The following is a 17,245-nucleotide window of genomic DNA, read 5'->3' as shown; positions in this document are numbered from 1 at the left end:
ATCAAACCCGAATTCTTGATGCGCGCCAGTATACGCAGGCTAACCGAGTAGTTCATCCTCGAACCTTAGTGGTGCTGGCGAGTCCAACCGGCACCTTGACCAATGATGGCGTGATGATGCTGCGAGTTCTGATCTTGAGTCTTACCCTCTTCACCGGCTTTGCCCAAGCGACAGTCCTACAACGCCCGGTCACTCTGGACACCGGCAGCGGCGAACTTTTCGGTTCGCTGTTGCTGCCCAAGTCCGACAGCCCGGTGCCGATTGTTCTGATCATTTCTGGCTCGGGTCCTACAGATCGCGACGGAAACAACCCGGACGGCGGCCGCAATGACAGCCTCAAGCGTCTGGCCTGGGTGCTGGCCAAACACAACATCGCCAGCGTGCGCTACGACAAGCGCGGCGTCGCGGCGAGCCTGGCGGCGGCTCCCGATGAACGTAATCTGTCGGTGGAAGGCTATGCGGCGGACGCGGTGGCGTGGGGGCAGAAGCTCAAGGCTGATCCGCGCTTCGGCAAACTGATTCTGCTCGGCCACAGCGAAGGCGCACTGATTGCCAGCCTCGCCGCGCCGAAGCTGGACGCAGCGGCGGTGATCTCGCTGTCCGGCAGCGCGCGGCCGGTCGATCAGGTGATCCGCGAGCAATTGGCCCGCAGCCTGCCGCCACCGCTGATGCTGCGCAGCAACGAACTGCTCGACAGCCTCAAGGCCGGGCACACCGATGACAACGTGCCGCAACCGTTGCAGGTGATTTTTCGCCCGAGCGTCCAGCCGTACCTGATTTCGCTGTTCCGCCAGGATCCGGCGCAAGCCTTTGCACAGCTGAAAATGCCGGCACTGATCGTCCAAGGCAGCAACGACATTCAGGTCGGCACCGAGGATGCGAAGCTGCTCAAGGCGGCAAAACCGGACGCGCAATTGACGGTGATCGAAGGCATGAATCATGTGCTGCGCATCGTGCACAACGATATGAAGCGGCAATTGGCCTCCTACAAGGACCCGAATTTGCCACTGGCCGCCGAACTGGGCGCCGCCGTCATCGAATTTATTGACGGAATTCGCGCGAGTTAACTGCTGTTTGCCCTCCAGTCCGGCAGAAAACGGCCGATAAGCCTTTGTCGCCAGCGCAACGTCTGGCGGCAAGCAGGGCTTGGACAGGATCTCGCCGTTATGACTGACACCCAGACTTCACCCGACACCACCGCCGAAAAAGACGCTCCGCCAGCGGTCGAACTGCCGTGGGCGGACGTGCAGGCCGAGCACCACAAGATGCTCCGCCTCGCGCCGCTGCAGACCGATCGCAATACCGGTGGCCGGCCGTTGCGCTTCGTCGAATTCGGTTACGCCGAGCGCAACAGCAAAGAGCGCAGCCTGATGCGCATGGCGATCAAGCTGCCAAACCAGCGCGTGCGCAAAGAGCAGAATCATCTTGATGTGTGGGTCGACCACGCGACCAAACGGGTGAGCTTCGGTCCCGACAGCGGCCTGCAGATCGAACCGCTGAACCGCGGCATCGGCCGTTTCATGGCCGCGCAAGGCATCAACTGGGCGAAAAAACGCTGGCCCGGTTACACCGTCGACGGCATGGACCTGAACAACAAGGACGCGCTCAACGAAGACACTCGTTTGCGGCGTGATCATTTTCTGCGCGTGCACGGCTTCGACGTAGCCTATGCCGATGCCCAGCATTTGAAAGGCAGCATCAAGGCTGTGCAGGTCGGTGATCTGCTGGGTGACTGGAACAGCGAAAAGCTGCAGATCGTCGAGATTCTTGAGGCCGCGCAGATGTTGCAGCAGGCCGAACAGAATCTGGCCGAACAGGAAGTGAAGCTGAAGAAGCAGGAAGAGAAAGTCAGCAAGTTCAAGCGTGAGGACGCCGGACTGCGTTTCACCATTACCTGTCTGGTGGCGTTTGCGGTGTTTCAGGCGGGATTGTTGATCTGGATTGCTACCCACCGCTGATGGCTTGAAACCGCGTCGCGGCTATTCGCGAGCTGCGAAAAGTGCCTGATGCGCGCGGCACTGCTCCGCTGTCAGCATGAATACGCCATGCCCGCCGCGCTGGAATTCCAGCCAGGCAAAATCGACTTCCGGGTACAACGCTTCGACGTGGACCTGGCTGTTGCCCACTTCGACAATCAACAAACCCTTCTCGGTCAGATGATCCGCCGCTTCGGCGAGCATGCGCCGGACCAGATTCAGACCATCATCGCCGCAGGCCAGACCGAGTTCCGGCTCGTGCTGGTATTCGTCCGGCATGTCGGCGAAATCTTCCGCGTCGACGTAGGGCGGGGTCGACACGATCAGATCGAAGCGCTGCCCCGGCAGGCCATCGAAACCATCGCCCTGCACTGTGTAGACGCGCTCATCGACGCCATGGCGCTCGATGTTCTGATTGGCCACTTCCAGCGCTTCGAATGACAGATCCGCGAGCACCACTTCGGCGTTCTGGAATTCGTAGGCGCAGGCGATGCCGATGCAGCCGGAGCCAGTGCACAGATCGAGAATCCGCGCCGGCTCGTCGCCGATCCACGGCGCAAAGCGGTTTTCGATCAGCTCACCGATCGGCGAACGCGGGATCAGCACGCGCTGGTCGACGATGAACGACATGCCGCAGAACCATGCTTCGCCGAGCAGATAGGCGGTTGGGATGCGTTCTTCGATGCGACGCTTGAGCAGCCGTTGCAGGCTGACCAGTTCGTCATCTTCCAGTGCGCAATCGAGGTAGCTGTCGGCGATTTCCCACGGCAGGTGCAAGGCGCCCAGTACCAATTGGCGCGCCTCGTCCCAGGCGTTGTCGGTGCCATGGCCGAAAAACAGATCCTCCCCATGGAAGCGGCTGACGGCCCAACGGATGTGGTCGCGCAGGGTACGAAGTCGGGAAGTGATCACGGCGTAGAGCTCCAGAAAAAACGACTGGCGATTCTAGCAGCCAAAACGCCCGACGACGACGCAGGAAAAACCGTGCGGCGACGGTAGGAGATTTCTTTTTTTTGCATCAGGCATTGAACGGAACGTGTAACTTGACAAGGCTGCAGGCCAAGAACGACGGCGCCTACGATGGTAGCGATTCACAGAACCGCTCAGCCAGAGGACAATGTCGCAAAAGCCCCACCCCGAGGAGCCCCAGAATGTCCGTTCCAAAAACGATGTTTCAACTCAGCGGTCGCGGTTACGCAGCGGCCACACTGAGCCATGCCACCGTGGTCATCATCGATGCCCAGAAGGAATACCTCAGTGGCCCGCTGGCCCTGAGCGGCATGGACGCGGCCGTCGCGAACATCAAACAAGTGGTTGCCGCAGCCCGTGCCGCCGGTCGGCCGATCGTGCACGTGCGTCATCTCGGCACCGTTGGCGGCCTGTTCGACCCGCAGGGCGAACGTGGCGAATTCATCCCCGGCCTGGAACCGCAGGGCGATGAAACCATTATCGGCAAACTGCTGCCTAGCGCGTTCCATGGCACCGAATTGCTCGAGCGTCTGCAAAACCTTGGTTCGCTGGACCTGATCGTTTGCGGTTTCATGAGTCACTCCAGCGTCAGCACCACGGTGCGCGCGGCGAAGAACCTCGGTTTCCGCTGCACCCTGGTCGAAGATGCCTGCGCGACCCGCGATCTGCCGTTCAAGGGCGGCGTGCTCAGTGCTGAACGCGTCCAGGAAGCGGAAATGGCGATCATGGCCGACAACTTCGCCACGCTGGCCAAGACTCAGGAGCTGATCTGATCCTGCCCTTGTGAGCGGTGCGTTGGCGCCGCTCATCCGCTATATCCGCTGATTTGCCGCAAATGCCATAGCCTCAGGAACAACCCGGTCAACTCCCGGTCGAAGGGCCGATACCATTGAGGAAGGTCGGAATGAAGTTATCCGATGGATTTGACGCACGCCGTTTGCGGCCCAAGGGCCAAAGCAACTGGCGTTTTCGATTTGGCGCGGCGATCTCGGCGATTCTGGCGACGTTCGGCGTGCTGCTGGCGATGGCCGGCGCAGCCAGCCTGCTCGGGCGCCCGCCGGCGCTGGGTGACCTGAACGCATCACCGCTGGGTTCGGCAATCATGCTCGCGGTCGGTTTGCTGTTCCTGTACTTCGGCGTTGCCCTGTGGCGCCGCTGCCGCCGTCGCGCACGGCAATCGCGGGAACTGAACATGTCCCCGCACCTGATGAAAAAACACGACTGACCGACGGCCTGGCTTTTTGCCGGGCCGTTTTGTGTCGACTTGGGTAAACTGGCCGCCCTTCGCGGAGGCTGACATGCAAGACGACGATTTTTCTCTGTTCAAAAGTGCGATCCAGGGCGTCAAGCCGATCAAGCACGACCGCGCCGACACCGGCAAACCCAAGGCTGACCGCGCGCAGATCGCCAAGCTGCGTCAGTCCGCCACCGTGCGCAGCGACACCACTATCATTGACGGCTTGTCCGACCAGTTCGTGATCGACGTCGGCCCGGAAGACGAGCTGATGTGGTCCCGCGATGGCGTGCAGGAAAGCCAGATGCGCAAGCTCAAGGTCGGGCAAATCCCGTTCGAAGGCAGCCTCGACCTGCACGGCATGAGCGTGGAAAAGGCCCGGGAAACGCTTTGGGCGTTTCTCGCCGAAGCCACCAGATTCGAAATTCGCTGCGTGCGCGTGACTCACGGCAAGGCGGTGCGCCTGGATGGCAAGCGGCCGATGATCAAAAGCCACGTCAACACCTGGCTGCGGCAGCACACCCAAGTCCTCGGCTTCTGCTCCTGCCAGGCCCGCCACGGCGGCGCCGGCGCCGTTTATGTGATGCTTAAACGGACGATGATGGAAGGTCGCGACGAATAAAGCCGTCACACCGAACTTGCAGGGTTGTGTCCGCCACCGTACCCTTGCCCTTTGCGAAAATCCCCACAGGTAGTTTCATGTCCCTGGAACAGAATTACACCGCGATGTATCGAAGGATTCGGTAGGTTGTCAGGGCTAATGAATTCAAGGAGTTGAGCCAATCCGATGACTGTCAAAACGTACCAAAACACGATTATTGGTACGGAATTTGGTACGGGGTTTCTCATTCAAAAATTTCTCATAACCCCGCATCGCTCATGAAGATGCGGGACTGCTCCCAAGCCTCAGAGCTTGCAATGTGCTTAACAGCAGTACTTTGGAGGCCGTCCCACGGCCAAAGGAAATCTGCGCGAAACGCAAAGAGTGCCTTTCTCCATGCAGAATGCTGCCATCAGCTTCCCTCTTTTCTCTTCAGAGATGCAGTGCCAATTCCGGTGCTTCCGGAGCGTGCGTAGTCGCGGTATAAAGGCTGAAGAATTGCACTCGCTTTGAGGGTGCTTCATTTTGCTGCTCCTGGAGATAACCTAACTCCGAGCAGTACTTCGAGTATGTGCTAATACCCGAACCTAGCAGGGATGATTACGCAACATCCTGAGCCTGCCCATGGATAAAGGACTAACTAAAGTGACACCTGTTCTCTTAGACGATCTGCCCACACTGGATGATAAGCTTGGCTGGGAGGGCGAAATTCAACGACTCAAATTGAGAGTTGAACAATGTCCCACTCCGCACGTATTAGGCATTCATGGAGATTGGGGAGCAGGCAAAACAAGCTTCATGCGGCAGCTGCAACACAGCCTAGGTGGTGAAGTTGAGTCTGGCCTGGTGCGGAAACTTAATGCTCAGCCACCCCCCGAGGAAAATGATTCGGTCGTTACCATTTGGTTCGATGCGTGGCGGTACCAGCATGAAAGCAGCCCTATTGTTGCTTTACTTCAAGAAATGCGTCGCCAGTTTTCCAACATGACAAAAGTGCGGGAGAAGTTTGCTAAACTTAGCACCGTGGCTCTTCAGTATACCCTAGATGGTCTAGCAGGGATTGGAAAAGCGATAGGTTATGAAGCCATTCCTAATTCAGAAAAAATTAGGGCAATCGGCGAATCTTGGGAAAAGGCCAATTTTCACCAAACTGGACAATTTGATTCATTAAAGACCCACCTTCATGACACTATTGTAGCTCTTCTACCTGATGGCCCCACCACCAGAGTAGTAGTATTCATAGATGACCTGGATCGCTGCAATCCGAAGTCAGCTTTTAAGCTACTAGAAGGACTCAAAATTTATCTCAGCTTACCTAATTGCGTTTTTATATTGGGCATGAATGAAAATATCTTGTTGGATGCGATAAGGGAAGAGATATCCGCACCATCGAATGCTAGCGCAAACGACATATACCTGCGAGCAAGTCATTATATGGAGAAAATTTGTACAGACATATATAGACTTCCGCTACCTAAAACGGGTACTGAGTTCTTTTCTAAGATGCTGATGGAAGGATCGTCAAGCTCCGAAGCAGCACAAGCATTTATGCTCGCCGTTGGCGATACAATCTGTCTTCCTCCAAACCTTCGGAGATTAAAGGCGCTCGCGAATCAATGGAAGCGATTTTCTGGATGCATCGTGATTCCGACAGACATAGAGCAGCAGAAAATATGGGCAGTGAGAGTATTGATAGCTTCATACATCTATCAATTCCATAGAGACCTCTGGGAAAGATGGCATTTTGATCCTGACTTCTGGCATGAGTGCATTGCTTGGTGCTGTGGAGAACGAAGCTTCAACGCGGACGGATTAGATACGATTCCAGTGTGGGCAGTTGCTTTAAAACTTACATCTAAAACTCAAGTTGGCGACAGCGGTGCAAGACCAGCTTGGGCCGTACAGTATCCGAATCCTAGCGACATCAATTTATTCTGGATTGATGAGCTCGTTAGGGAATATAGAGACTATCTTCTTTCTGTTGATTTCCGGCCTCTTCTAGAAGGGCGCCAAGTCGCGGTAGAGACCCAATGAAAAACACTATTGATGATGTATTGAATTTGTGGAACGAACCGAAGCTTCGAGCCTATCTTGGAGAGATTCGAAGGAAGCATGGTGTTGTTGAGACTTTAGCTCTGCCTTCCCTCCGCGATTTGCCATCGGTTCAAATCGAAACTCTTTTTGTGCCTCCTCTGCTTTCGATAGCTCCTGTCCATACGGACAGCGACCCTACAGATTGGCCGGAAGGTAAAAGCCTATTAGAAGAGCTTAACGAGTCAAGGCAGCTAGTGGTTTTAGGAGACCCGGGAGGAGGAAAAACCACACTTAGTAATTGGCTGGCTTGGAGACTTACCTCTGGAGCCTCAGCTCCATTGCCAGACGCTCTTGCAAACAAAATCCCTTTTCCTTGCATACTGAGGGATATGCCTACTGAATGCTTCTCACAGGGTTTTACCGTATCCGATCTAGCAGTTGCTACAGCAATCAAACTGCTCGGAGAAGCCAAAGCGGAACCGCTTGAAATAATCATCAGAAAGTGGGTAGTTACTGGTGATTACGTTCTAATACTCGACGGAATTGATGAAGTTCCGGTTCATCGCCGGCCACTAATTTCTTCGTGGATAAACGAGGCACACCAACAAAACGCAGTTGTATTGGCGACATCTAGAATTGTGGGATATGAAGATTATCCTGTAGATTCGGCGAACGGATTGGGTGAGTCAGAGAATATCCCCCATGGCAACTTGATCGATAAAACAAAAACAATATCGAGCAAGCGTCGCAGTAAGAACAATGATTCATCAAAGAGCTTTGAGGATCACACTCGAAAGTGGGCTACTATTCGATTTCTGATGCCATTTAATCAGAATCAAATATCGGATTTCGCACGCAACTGGTACAGCCAGCGATGCGTGAGCGATGTGGAGGCAAAACAGAAGACCGCAGACCTATTAGCTTCTCTCGCGCAATCTGAAATTACCCAACAACTAGCTAGAACTCCGAATCTCCTAAGCCTCATGGCTATCGTGCACCGCGAGAGAGCACACCTGCCCGACGGAAAAGCTCTGCTTTACGAAGAAATTGTCAACGCTTACATCAACACCATTGACAATCAACGACGCATTGGATCTGAAAACAGTCTTTCTAGTTTCGGCTGGAAAGAAAAGAAGTCATGGCTCTCCTTCGTTGGCTTTAAATTACAGAGCTCAAGGGATTGGGACTCCCCCACTGCAGGAATACTCGCTTCTGAAGGCGAAATAATCGCTTGGCTCCAAGAAGCTATAGATCAATCTGGAGCTGCAGATAGCGAGATTTTAGCCAAGGAATTTCTAAATTGGGTGGCGCGTCGCAGCGGTTTGCTACTTCCGAGAGGGGAAAATCGGTACGCCTTTGTTCACTTAAGCTTCCAAGAGTATTTTTGCGCGTGTTACTTAAGTGATTGCATTGTTAGACCAGCGTTTGTAACTGGATCTATTGCTAAAGATTCATTAGTTACAAGAGATACCATTGCCGCATGGGCGCAAATTCCGGAATGGTTGGAAACGTTCATTTTCCTTTTCGAATCCCTATCTGCGGAACATGGATCTGAATGGGTGGATATTGCTGTAGCTGCTGTATTTGGGGACGGCATGGGCGATCTATCGCACCTAGGGGCTCGCTTAATCAAAAACCAGCACGTAAAACTACCTAGCTTAGCAAAAGATCTTCTCGCGTCTGGATGTATAAATACCGTATTCAACGAGCTTGATTACGATGCGGATTTCGAGTCCGATGTCGCTCGCACTATGTTAGAGACAGGATATGCAGTACTGCTATCAGGCGAGACTAATTCAGAAAGCAATAATCTTGAAAACAACCCATCATGGGCAGAAAAAGTAAAAATCCTAATTATTAATGAAGGCTTCAACCTCACTGCAAAGCAACTATCTTTATTCAACAACCTTGAAGCCATATCAACTGTTAATGCGACAATAGACCTTGCCGGGCTAAGCAACCCGGAGCACTTAGACTACTTCAGAGCTGACTCCACCAAAGTAATAAACTTTCAAAAAGTTGAAACACTTAAGAACCTTAGCACGTTAGAACTGCGAAATTCGGAAATTGCAAGCTTAGCACCGATCAGCAAACTCACCCAGCTCCACATCCTTGAAATATCCAATCTTCCGATATTGAACTTAAACCCTATCGAGAAACTTACAAACATACATCACCTGCGAATTACGACACTTAATTTATCAGACTTGAATCCCATTGGTTGCTTGAAAAAGCTCGAATCCATGTCGCTCTCTGACATTCCGGTTACTGACATAAGCTTTGTAAAAAACCTACTCAAATTGGATTATGTTCACCTATCAGGTTTACCACTCGACAATCTTGACAGCTTTTCGACGTGCAAGAAAATTGAAACACTAGACATTAATCATCTAAAAGTTAATGATCTATCCCCTATCAGCCAATTCGGCAAGCTCAACAACTTGTTCATGTCTGCAGTTGACATTAAAGATCTAACCCCATTAGGCAAACTGAAAAAACTGGTAATAATCATGATGAACGACATGAAAATCCCAGACCTTAGCCCACTTTCAAAATGCAAAAATCTATTAAACGTATTTATAAATAAATCCACAATTGATAACATTGAATCTATTGGCAACTTGAAAACCATCCATGCGCTAAGTTTGGTTGACATCCCTTCGATTACTAACATCACCTATTTGAGAGACTTTTCCAATCTCAGATATTTAGATATTTCAGGCTGCCCTATAGGCGACATCTCAATTCTTGAAAGTATGAAAACACCCTTCTCCTTGCGGCTTCGAAGTGACCACACATATGACTTGAGCTTTCTTTCCAATAAAGATGGATTTAATATTTCGTTCAAGCGACCGGTCTAACTTAATAGATAAATGTATGCTTTGTAATTAAATCAGCGCTTCCTACAATGGCTCGACCGCTCATAGTTGCTTACCAATCGAAATGCGGTTGCTGAACATGGCCGCATCAGCTCAAGGACAACCGTTATGCCAGATCGCACAAACTGCAACATCCTCACTGCAGATGCCTTGACATTGCTTCTCTACAACCAGCATGCCCTAGGTGCGGCGGTGGAAGAGATCACCCATTGGATCTCCGGGTCTGGCGCGGACACTGTTGCCGATAACGCCGTTGCGGCCCTGGAAACGCTTGATCGAAATTCGCAAGCGATTACTGACGCGATCATGCGACTTAGGCAGTTTAGTGCGCCTCGATAGATAGAACGCCGTTTATGTTCAATCGGCCCCCACGCCTGGCCCAGGTGCGGGGGCCTTTTCGTGGGGCAATGAAAACCACTTCTCCCTAGGCTGGACTACCATAGTCCCACCGTCTGGTCTGCTGCCGTCACCCTCCTCCAGGAAAGGATGCTTATGCCGTACGTCTACGAAGGTTCGGCCACCGTCACCGTGATGGCCCGCTATCTCGGCCTGGAACCCGCCGAGCTGACCACCCTTGAGTGTGCGGTGCGCCTGCCACTGATCAATGCCTTCGAGTATTAACGCAATTGAGCCAGGAGCACTATCGTGGCGCTTCGCTATTGGAGCGGAGTGTGCTACCCCGCCCAGCTCCGGACGGAGTAAGCAAGCCCGAGATCCCTCAAAACAAGCCGCCCAACGATTCTGGCGCCCAGTTCATGATCACCAGCTCACCGCTCACCTCGGCTTTGCCTTGCCGCTGATTGGTTGTGGTGTAGCGGATGTCTAAGGTTTCGAAGTGGAAGCCTTCGAACACACGGCGGATATCTGGATGGTCGTTGATGCTGACCATGACTCTGCCTTTGCAGCGGCGCATAAAGTCGGCCATCCGCTCGTAATTCTCGAACGGAAAAGCGACGCCATAACCGGCGGTCTGCCAGTAAGGCGGATCCATGTAGTGGAAGGTGTGAGCGCGGTCATAGCGTTCAGCGCATTCAAGCCAGGGAAGGTTTTCGACGTAGGTGCCGGACAGGCGCTGCCACGCAGCCGAGAGGTTTTCCTCGATCCGCAGCAGGTTGATGGCCGGGGCAGTCGTCGCCGTCCCGAACGTCTGGCCCGAGACCTTGCCGGCGAAGGCATGGTGCTGCAGGTAAAAGAATCGGGCGGCGCGCTGGATGTCGGTGAGGGTTTCAGGGCGGGTCATTTTCTGCCATTCGAACACCTGGCGCGAGCTGAGCGCCCATTTGAATTGGCGCACAAATTCTTCGAGATGGTTCTGCACGACGCGGTAAAGCGTGACCAGGTCGCCGTTGATGTCGTTGAGGACTTCGACGGGCGACGGCTGAGGCTTCATGAAGTAGAGCGCGGCACCGCCGGCAAAGACTTCAACATAGCATTCGTGTGGCGGAAAAAGCGGAATGAGGTGGTCGGCCAGGCGGCGTTTGCCGCCCATCCAAGGGATGATAGGTGTAGACATGAAAGCAAGACCTTTACTGTATGGATAAACAGGTGCTAGGCTCGCCGCGCTTTGTGCACGGAGCAAGAGCCTTGGCTGGACTTGCAGGGACCATCTGCAGGGACGGCGGTCGATTCGGATGTTGACGCATCTGTACCGGCCGCTCTTTTTCACTTCGGTGTTGAGACTTCTTTGGCGTATGCCTGACAGGCTGCGAGGGCAATCAGCCCCCGGTCGCCGTCATCGGTGACGCTGATAATTCGTTGAGCATGCGCAGGGTCAAGTTCGGCTCTTGCGGAGCCATGAACCACGCCGCCGGTGGCGGTGGTGGCTGACAACGATCCGTTGCCGGCGCCGGTGGTGGCGTCGAGTAGGACTGACAGGCGCAGATCAGCAGTGGCAAGGCGGTCGCGCAGGCGACCTTGATCACGTTGGGCATCACTCAAGGCTCGGTAATGGGTTTGTTCACTGGTTGCCAGGCGCAGCTCGAGCGCGAGACGTTTGTCCTGTTCGGCACGCTGCTGCGCGGCCGAGGCCAGATTCAGTTGGTTGAGGGTTTCGGTGTGGAGTCGGGCCTGCTCTGCGAGCCGTTTGCCGTAGCGCCAATCCTGTACTTGCCAGGTAATGGACGCAGAACCACCGACCAAGACGACTAGCAGCACTCCTTTCGCCAGCAACCGATACGGCGCCGGGATCAGTTCGCCGAGACGCATAGCACCGCCCTCGCCCGCCCCCACAACTCCAGCCGATCCTGCAGGCCATTGAGTCCGCCGTTGATCCTGCGGGTGATCGTGTTGAATTCGTTTTGATCGGCCAGCGCGTTCAGCCCATTCACTGACCAGAACCATGCGGCCGACTCGGCGGCCCACTGCGGCAGCTCCAGCAGTTCAGGCGTGCGCAGCAATCGCTCATCACCGAACAGCGCCAAGCTGCAGCGCAGGTAATTGTCGTGGCCGGTGACCTGGATCAGGCCGCGACCGCGATATCGCTGGCCATCACCATCCGCTGCCGGCGTGTTGCCCAGTTTTGCCGCCAGGCTGCCGGTGTCGTATTTGCTCAGGTACTGATCGCCGCCCAGTTCCCGGACGTACTGCAGCTGACCCGACTCGTGACCGACTTGCGCCAGAAACGCGGCTTGGCGTTTCGGCGTATTGATCTGCCGATGGGCCATGGCTGCGTTGAGAGCGGATACAAAAACGCCCGCTTGGCGGCGGGCGTTGGGCATGATGCTTTGCAGCTGTTGCTCAGTGATGGACATACAAACTCCAAACATAAAAAAACCGCACTCAGGCGGCGATGGGATGTGGCTACTGTTGCTCGATGTTCACCACCTTGAGCGGTGGTTTCGGCCCTTTCTTTTTCTTGCCCTTGGATTTACCTGCTTTGCCGGCATTGCATTCGACGGTGGTCGACCAGCCGGACTGGGTGAACACCTGCTCGACCGAATCCGCCAGGTATTCGCCATCAAGCCCGACCTTGAAACCCTGCGCGATGATGGGACGCTCGGCGAAGATGTCCGTCCGGCCGGGCATTTCAAGCCGCACATCGGCGGTCGAACGGTTGAACGCTGACAGACGGGCCTTGGCGGCCGCTTCAGCAGCCGTCTTGTTTGGGTAGATATGGCGGTCGGTATGCACTGCCGGCAGCCCGTCCGGAGCATCATCGTTGTCAATGGTGACCACCGCCAGCTTGCCGTTCTTCTTGTTCTGGTGCTTGGTGGCGACTGCCTTGTGTGAGTTGCGATCACCGAGACTGAATTGCCATCGGCTGAGGTCGCGTCGAGTCAGGGTGATGGCACCAAACGTCTTGCCGCTTGCTGTCTGGCCACCCTGGCGCGGCATCACCAACAGCTTGCCGTCGGCGACTTTGGCTGTGCAGTCGTATTGCTTGGCCAGACGCGTGATGAAATTAAAATCGGACTCGTTGAGCTGGTCGACCCGGGCGACTTTGGTCGACACTGGACACACCGGCGTCCAGCCATTGCGCGCGGCGACGTCAGCCACGATCTTTGACAGCGGCACGTCTTCCCAGCTTCCGCTACGAATGGTCTTGCCACTGCCACGCATGTCGCTGGCCTTGCCCTTGATCACGATGGTATCCGGCGGCCCTGACACCTCGACCGTGTCGACGGTGTAACTGCCCATACGCGTCAAGGTCGTTTCGGCATAACCCAGGTAGATCTCGATGGAGCTGCCACGCCGTGGCAGTTGCACCTGCCCGTCACGGTCGTCGATACGCAATTCAAACTCATCGGACTCCATGCCCGGCTTGTCAGAGGTACGCAGCTGCAACAACCGATCATTGATCTTGGCCGTGACGTCGGCCCCATCGGCGACGATTCGAAACATCGGAGTCATGGATTTTTTCCAATAAAAAACCCGCACAAGGCGGGCCAGAAAAACAAGGTGTCGTTACGCGTAACGCGACGCGGCCCCGGCGAAGACATCTCCCCGGGTCAATCCCACAAGCTGACGCCTTCATTGGTCGGGCTGGGCAGATCCGGCAGGACGATAATCACGCCCGACCGGAACGGCTGAGGTTCATCGGCCAGCCCTTGATTGGCATCGAGCACGGCCTCGACGCTGCCATTCAGATGGCCGTAAACGTTGTTGCAAATGACATCGAGAATGTCGCCGTCAGACGTCCTGCATGTCGTCGCCATAGCGCTCAAACTCCAAAGTGAACCCCTGTTTGCGAGCAATCCCGCCGTGCAGCAGTGCGGACTGTTCCTCGTTGATGTTTTTCAGACACCACGTCCCGATCACCTCGCCATAGCCGGTGGTCAGGGTCAGCGGTTGCAGCCTGGCCCCAATGGAACGCAGCGTGTCGAGCTGCTTTAAACCGCCTTTGAAGCCCGGATAGATCGTGCCCTTGAGCGTCAACTTTTCATCGCCCATACCGATGGCCTGCTTCGCCGGCCGGCGCGTCAGCCGCTCCTGCGAAGCCCAGCGGAATTCGGTCGAACGGCTCAGCTCGTCGAAAGCCGCCGTGTCCAGGTTGAAGTAATACGGCTCAATCTTCGGATCGCGCGGCTGAATGATCATCAGATGCGGGAATGGCTTCACCGCCTCCGGCGCCGGCGTGGCCTCCACGGCAAAGGAACTGGTGGGCACGATGTTGGCCAGCGACGGACTGACCTTGCCGGCGACATTGTTGATCGCCGTGGCCGCCTTGCTCGCCTGCTCCTTCAAAGTACCCAGCCGATCCTGCACTTCAGCCGCCGCGCGGGTGGCGCGGCCGTACACCGCTACCACCTGACCGACCTTGGCCTGAGCCGCGTCGACGCCGCGCATCACTCGCTGAAGTTTGGCGCCGATTGCCGGGCCAACAAACGGGATGTTCTCCAGCTCGGACGCGGCGCCGGTCAGTTCGCGGATCGCGCCGTTGACCGGGGTCAGCATGCCGTCAGCACTGCGCCGCCCGGTTTCCGCTGCCTCGACCAAATACTTCAGGCTCGATTGCATTTGCTCCATGTAAGCCATGAAACCTCCTTAGACATGGGGTTCGTCGTACAGCTTGGCGGCGTTACTCTTCGCCGCATCCGCCATCATTCGCTGCATGTGCGGCATCAGATCCTGCGCCAAAGCTTGCGGGTCTTTGACGTCGCCCTGCACCGTGACCGGCATGTTCAGCGAGTACTGAAACTGCTGATCCACCTTGGCCGGAACCGGTTTTTCTGGCTCCTTGGGTTGAATGGCGAGCGCCGCCGACTTGAGCGGCGCCGTCACCGCCATCGAGCGCGCGACATCCCCCAATACCGGACCTTGCTGGCCCGCTGACGCCATCATGAGCGGCGTGACTGGCACCGGCGCCTTTGCCGTTTGTTCGGGCTTTTCATCCTCACCACCGAACAACGACTTGCCCAACGACCCGCCCAGCGCCGCACCGCCTTGACTGCCCAGGTAAGCACCGATCATGCCGCCGATAGCCGTGCCGATGATCGGCACAACCGAACCGATGGCGGCGCCTGCTGCTGCACCGGCCATGGTGCCGGCCAGGTTGCCCGCGGCCGAACCGTAACCTTCGGCTTTTTCGTCCTTGGTTTTGGCGTTTTGAAAGGTTTCAAAAGCCATCGCGCCGGACTCCAGCAGCGTGCCGCCAGGAATGACCTTGGCTGCCTTGCCGACCTTACCGGCGGTTCCTGCGACGACGCCGAGCTTGGACAATGCCCCACTTTGAACGGAAGGGACTGATGGCGATGGGATCGAAACAGGGGAACGAGGCACAGACGCGCGAGGACCTCTCGAACTCGGCAACGTCCGACGCCGAGCGCTGCGGCTTGACCCACGTCCACGTCGGCGTGACTCGCCCGGCGCTTCCACACCGCCACCCATAGCGCCGGCATTGACGACGTAAACCTTTTGGACGCCGTCGTTACCTGCATCACTTGCAGTAACAAGGCCCCCGCCTGTTGCCGCTTCCTTCATCCGAGAAACAACATCCAGTCCAGTCCCGCCACCGCGCGAACCACGCGCAAGGTTGAACAGCCCCTTACTGATCTTGATCGCGTTGAAGATACCTTTTAAGGCGATCAGCCCCGCTCCAACCGTGGCGATACCGGCAACTACCCTGGGCGCGCTATCCGTCAGCGACGTAATGCCTTTAGTAACCTTGGTCAACGACTCGGCCACGGTGTCCGTCACCGGGCGCAGCGCATCGCCGATGCTGCGCATGGCGTCATCCATCGACTGGGCCATTTCCGCCCATTTCTGCGATGACGACTCGCGCCGCTCGGCGAGGTTCTTGTCGAGGATCCCGGTCGCGTCACGCGAATCGTTTTTGAGCTGGCTGTACAGCGCCTTGTTCTGCATGTAGGCCGACAGCGCGGCCTTGACCTGCATGTCGGCGAACAGGTCGCCGGTGCGCAGGGATTCTTCCAGCGAGGCCATCATGGCCTTGGCGTTATCGGGATTAGCTTCCTTGCTGATTTTTGACGTCGCTTCGGCCATGGCCGCCGCACGCTTCGGATCGGTCGCCTGAATGTATTTCTGAGCCAGCGCCATACTGGTTTCGAGCGTCGACATGCCGTTTTGCAAACCGGTCTGCATCGACCCCTTGTAATCAATACCGGCTTTTTCGTAGGCCTTGACCGTGTCGGTCGAGCCGATTTTGCCCATCCAGTTTTTCAGGTTGTTGGCCGCTTCGTCCGAGCTGCCGGCCTGCTTCATCTGAACCTGCAGCATGGCGCCCAATTGCGTCACCGCATCCAAGCCGGTGATGCCGTTGCTGGCCATGTTGGCCAGCAGTTCCGGAAACCACTTGGCCATGTCGGCCGCTTCAAAGCTGCCCGCCTGCCCTTGATAGGCAATCGCCTCCAGCGCCTGCTGCATCTGCTTGGGGTCGGTGATCTTGGCGTTCTGCCCCAGGGCGTTGATCATCTTGGCCGTGTCCACGCCGCTGGATCCCTGCCCCACGACAAACTTGGCCGCGACAGGCGCATATTCCAGCGCCTTGCTCAGGTCCATACCGGCACCGACCAATTGATTGACCACGTCGGCCACATCGTTGCGCGCCATGCCGGTGTCGCGCGAAGTGTCGATGATCTTGCGCGACATCTCCTGCTCTTGCGGCTTGTTGGCAATGCCGGCCTTGATCGCAATGTCACGCACAATCGCGCCAAAATCCGCGCTGACCTTAGTCGGTACCGCCATCGCACCGACACCGACCACCGCCGCACCGACGGCGCCCTTCATGCCCTTTACGCCAGAATCAATTTGCTGATGCCCCTTGGCTTTCAGCTCGGCTTTGTTGGCCGTTTGCCCCATGGAGCGATAGGCCTTTTCCAATCGGCCAACCTCGATCCCCTGCTTTTTCAAACTGTCGAGGTTCGAGTTCAAACGGTTGAGTAATCTGGACGCGCCGGCAGCGCCGGTGTCGTGAGCCTTCTTCCATTCTTCGCGCAGGCGGATGGTGTCGCCAATCGTGCGCTGCAGCACGCGCGCTTTATTGCCTTCTGCCTCGAGGCGCTTGATGCGCCCGGTCACGTCCTTGAACGCGGCGCCGACCGTTGAACTGACGGCGCCGCCGATCACCAGCCCGAGGGCGAGTTTGTTTGCCATG

17 protein-coding genes are annotated in these 17,245 nt (G+C 56.1%); 9 read left to right on the top strand and 8 right to left on the bottom strand.

Features of this window, described 5'->3' with window-relative positions:
* Positions 1-113 precede the first annotated feature (113 nt).
* Positions 114-1,067 carry an alpha/beta hydrolase gene (locus AEQ63_RS20865; RefSeq protein WP_064364628.1) on the top strand — a complete coding sequence of 318 codons (954 nt, stop codon included), beginning with the start codon at positions 114-116 and terminating at the stop codon, positions 1,065-1,067.
* A gap of 99 nt (positions 1,068-1,166) precedes the next feature.
* Positions 1,167-1,958, top strand: a complete 792-nt coding sequence (locus AEQ63_RS20860; RefSeq protein WP_042608495.1) for a hypothetical protein — start codon at positions 1,167-1,169, stop codon at positions 1,956-1,958.
* A 21-nt stretch (positions 1,959-1,979) separates the two neighbouring features.
* Here the strand turns inward: AEQ63_RS20860 and prmB are convergent, their stop codons facing one another.
* Positions 1,980-2,888 (bottom strand): 50S ribosomal protein L3 N(5)-glutamine methyltransferase, encoded by a 909-nt coding sequence (prmB, locus tag AEQ63_RS20855; RefSeq protein WP_064364607.1) that lies wholly within the window; start codon positions 2,886-2,888, stop codon positions 1,980-1,982.
* Positions 2,889-3,127: 239 nt separating this feature from the next.
* Here prmB and AEQ63_RS20850 point away from each other — a divergent pair, with 239 nt between their 5' ends.
* From AEQ63_RS20850 to AEQ63_RS29105, 7 genes are all read left to right on the top strand, one after another.
* Positions 3,128-3,718 (top strand): cysteine hydrolase family protein, encoded by a 591-nt coding sequence (locus AEQ63_RS20850; RefSeq protein WP_042608497.1) that lies wholly within the window; start codon positions 3,128-3,130, stop codon positions 3,716-3,718.
* Between the two features lie 131 nt (positions 3,719-3,849).
* Complete coding sequence (locus AEQ63_RS20845; RefSeq protein WP_016773771.1) at positions 3,850-4,170, top strand: hypothetical protein; 321 nt, start codon at positions 3,850-3,852, stop codon at positions 4,168-4,170.
* Positions 4,171-4,243: 73 nt separating this feature from the next.
* Positions 4,244-4,801 carry a Smr/MutS family protein gene (locus AEQ63_RS20840; RefSeq protein ID WP_064364606.1) on the top strand — a complete coding sequence of 186 codons (558 nt, stop codon included), beginning with the start codon at positions 4,244-4,246 and terminating at the stop codon, positions 4,799-4,801.
* Positions 4,802-5,404: 603 nt separating this feature from the next.
* The gene (locus AEQ63_RS20835) at positions 5,405-6,814 is read left to right on the top strand and encodes a KAP family P-loop NTPase fold protein (RefSeq protein WP_064364605.1); all 1,410 of its coding nucleotides are present in this window, start codon (positions 5,405-5,407) and stop codon (positions 6,812-6,814) included.
* Positions 6,811-9,675 (top strand): NACHT domain-containing protein, encoded by a 2,865-nt coding sequence (locus tag AEQ63_RS20830; RefSeq protein ID WP_082367943.1) that lies wholly within the window; start codon positions 6,811-6,813, stop codon positions 9,673-9,675. The genes AEQ63_RS20835 and AEQ63_RS20830 overlap by 4 nt, the downstream gene beginning before the upstream one ends.
* Positions 9,676-9,801: 126 nt before the next feature.
* Positions 9,802-10,032, top strand: a complete 231-nt coding sequence (locus AEQ63_RS29015) for a hypothetical protein (RefSeq protein ID WP_064364603.1) — start codon at positions 9,802-9,804, stop codon at positions 10,030-10,032.
* A 153-nt stretch (positions 10,033-10,185) separates the two neighbouring features.
* Positions 10,186-10,314: a hypothetical protein gene (locus tag AEQ63_RS29105; protein ID WP_269082739.1), complete on the top strand. Its 129-nt coding sequence runs from the start codon at positions 10,186-10,188 to the stop codon at positions 10,312-10,314.
* A 97-nt stretch (positions 10,315-10,411) separates the two neighbouring features.
* On the opposite strand, the gene AEQ63_RS20820 is transcribed toward AEQ63_RS29105, so the two are convergent.
* From AEQ63_RS20820 to AEQ63_RS20790, 7 genes are all read right to left on the bottom strand, one after another.
* The gene (locus AEQ63_RS20820) at positions 10,412-11,206 is read right to left on the bottom strand and encodes a DNA adenine methylase (RefSeq protein ID WP_064364602.1); all 795 of its coding nucleotides are present in this window, start codon (positions 11,204-11,206) and stop codon (positions 10,412-10,414) included.
* 149 nt (positions 11,207-11,355) lie between these two features.
* A complete protein-coding gene (locus AEQ63_RS20815; RefSeq protein WP_064364601.1) occupies positions 11,356-11,898 on the bottom strand; it encodes a lysis system i-spanin subunit Rz in 543 nt (180 codons plus the stop codon).
* Complete coding sequence (locus AEQ63_RS20810; protein WP_064364600.1) at positions 11,880-12,443, bottom strand: glycoside hydrolase family 19 protein; 564 nt, start codon at positions 12,441-12,443, stop codon at positions 11,880-11,882. The genes AEQ63_RS20815 and AEQ63_RS20810 overlap by 19 nt, the downstream gene beginning before the upstream one ends.
* Positions 12,444-12,492: 49 nt before the next feature.
* The gene (locus tag AEQ63_RS20805; RefSeq protein WP_064364599.1) at positions 12,493-13,542 is read right to left on the bottom strand and encodes a phage late control D family protein; all 1,050 of its coding nucleotides are present in this window, start codon (positions 13,540-13,542) and stop codon (positions 12,493-12,495) included.
* Positions 13,543-13,640: 98 nt separating this feature from the next.
* Entirely contained in the window at positions 13,641-13,847 is a 207-nt protein-coding gene (locus AEQ63_RS20800) for a tail protein X (protein WP_064364598.1), read from the bottom strand.
* A complete protein-coding gene (locus AEQ63_RS20795) occupies positions 13,822-14,667 on the bottom strand; it encodes a phage tail protein (protein ID WP_064364597.1) in 846 nt (281 codons plus the stop codon). Before AEQ63_RS20795 ends, AEQ63_RS20800 begins: the two co-directional genes overlap by 26 nt.
* Positions 14,668-14,676: 9 nt before the next feature.
* Entirely contained in the window at positions 14,677-17,244 is a 2,568-nt protein-coding gene (locus AEQ63_RS20790) for a phage tail tape measure protein (protein ID WP_064364596.1), read from the bottom strand.
* Position 17,245 lies beyond the last annotated feature (1 nt).

Origin of the sequence: Pseudomonas sp. RIT-PI-o, from assembly GCF_001297215.1 — a bacterium.
Lineage (GTDB): Bacteria > Pseudomonadota > Gammaproteobacteria > Pseudomonadales > Pseudomonadaceae > Aquipseudomonas > Aquipseudomonas moraviensis_A.
Note: the sequence above shows the minus strand (reverse complement) of the source record. Positions and strands in the feature narration are given on the sequence as shown.